Here is a 323-nt window from a genome sequence, read left to right as displayed (position 1 = left end):
CAGCCGCCCGACTTTTAAACACCGAAAAGAAAATTCCTTTCAAAGTTTCGCATCTCGATGCGGGCGATTACTTCGATAAATTTGCCGTCGACATTGATCAGTATCTGGCCGATCTAACAAAGGATTCTGAGATTAGTGCGGAGGAGTATGCGGCACTGGGCAGTTTGATTGCCAGTACGGCCAATAGGAACTTCGATCTCAAGCAATTAACCAACGGGCACGATTTTTACTCGGCTTTAGGTGCTTCGTTGAGAGGTGATATTGGAGATCGCAAGCAGGCGCAAACGTTCGGCAATGAATGCGAAATTCATATCCGCCTTAGC

The 323-nt window shown here is 47.1% G+C and carries 1 protein-coding gene; it reads left to right on the top strand.

All coding sequences use genetic code 11. The features are described from left to right. Positions 1–323: hypothetical protein (locus tag AF337_RS43355; protein ID WP_160320355.1), on the top strand; the 323-nt coding region annotated here is incomplete at both ends.

It is taken from the genome of Rhizobium ecuadorense (genome assembly GCF_001187535.1).
Taxonomy (GTDB): domain Bacteria; phylum Pseudomonadota; class Alphaproteobacteria; order Rhizobiales; family Rhizobiaceae; genus Rhizobium; species Rhizobium ecuadorense.
This window is presented reverse-complemented; position numbering and strand designations above follow the sequence as displayed.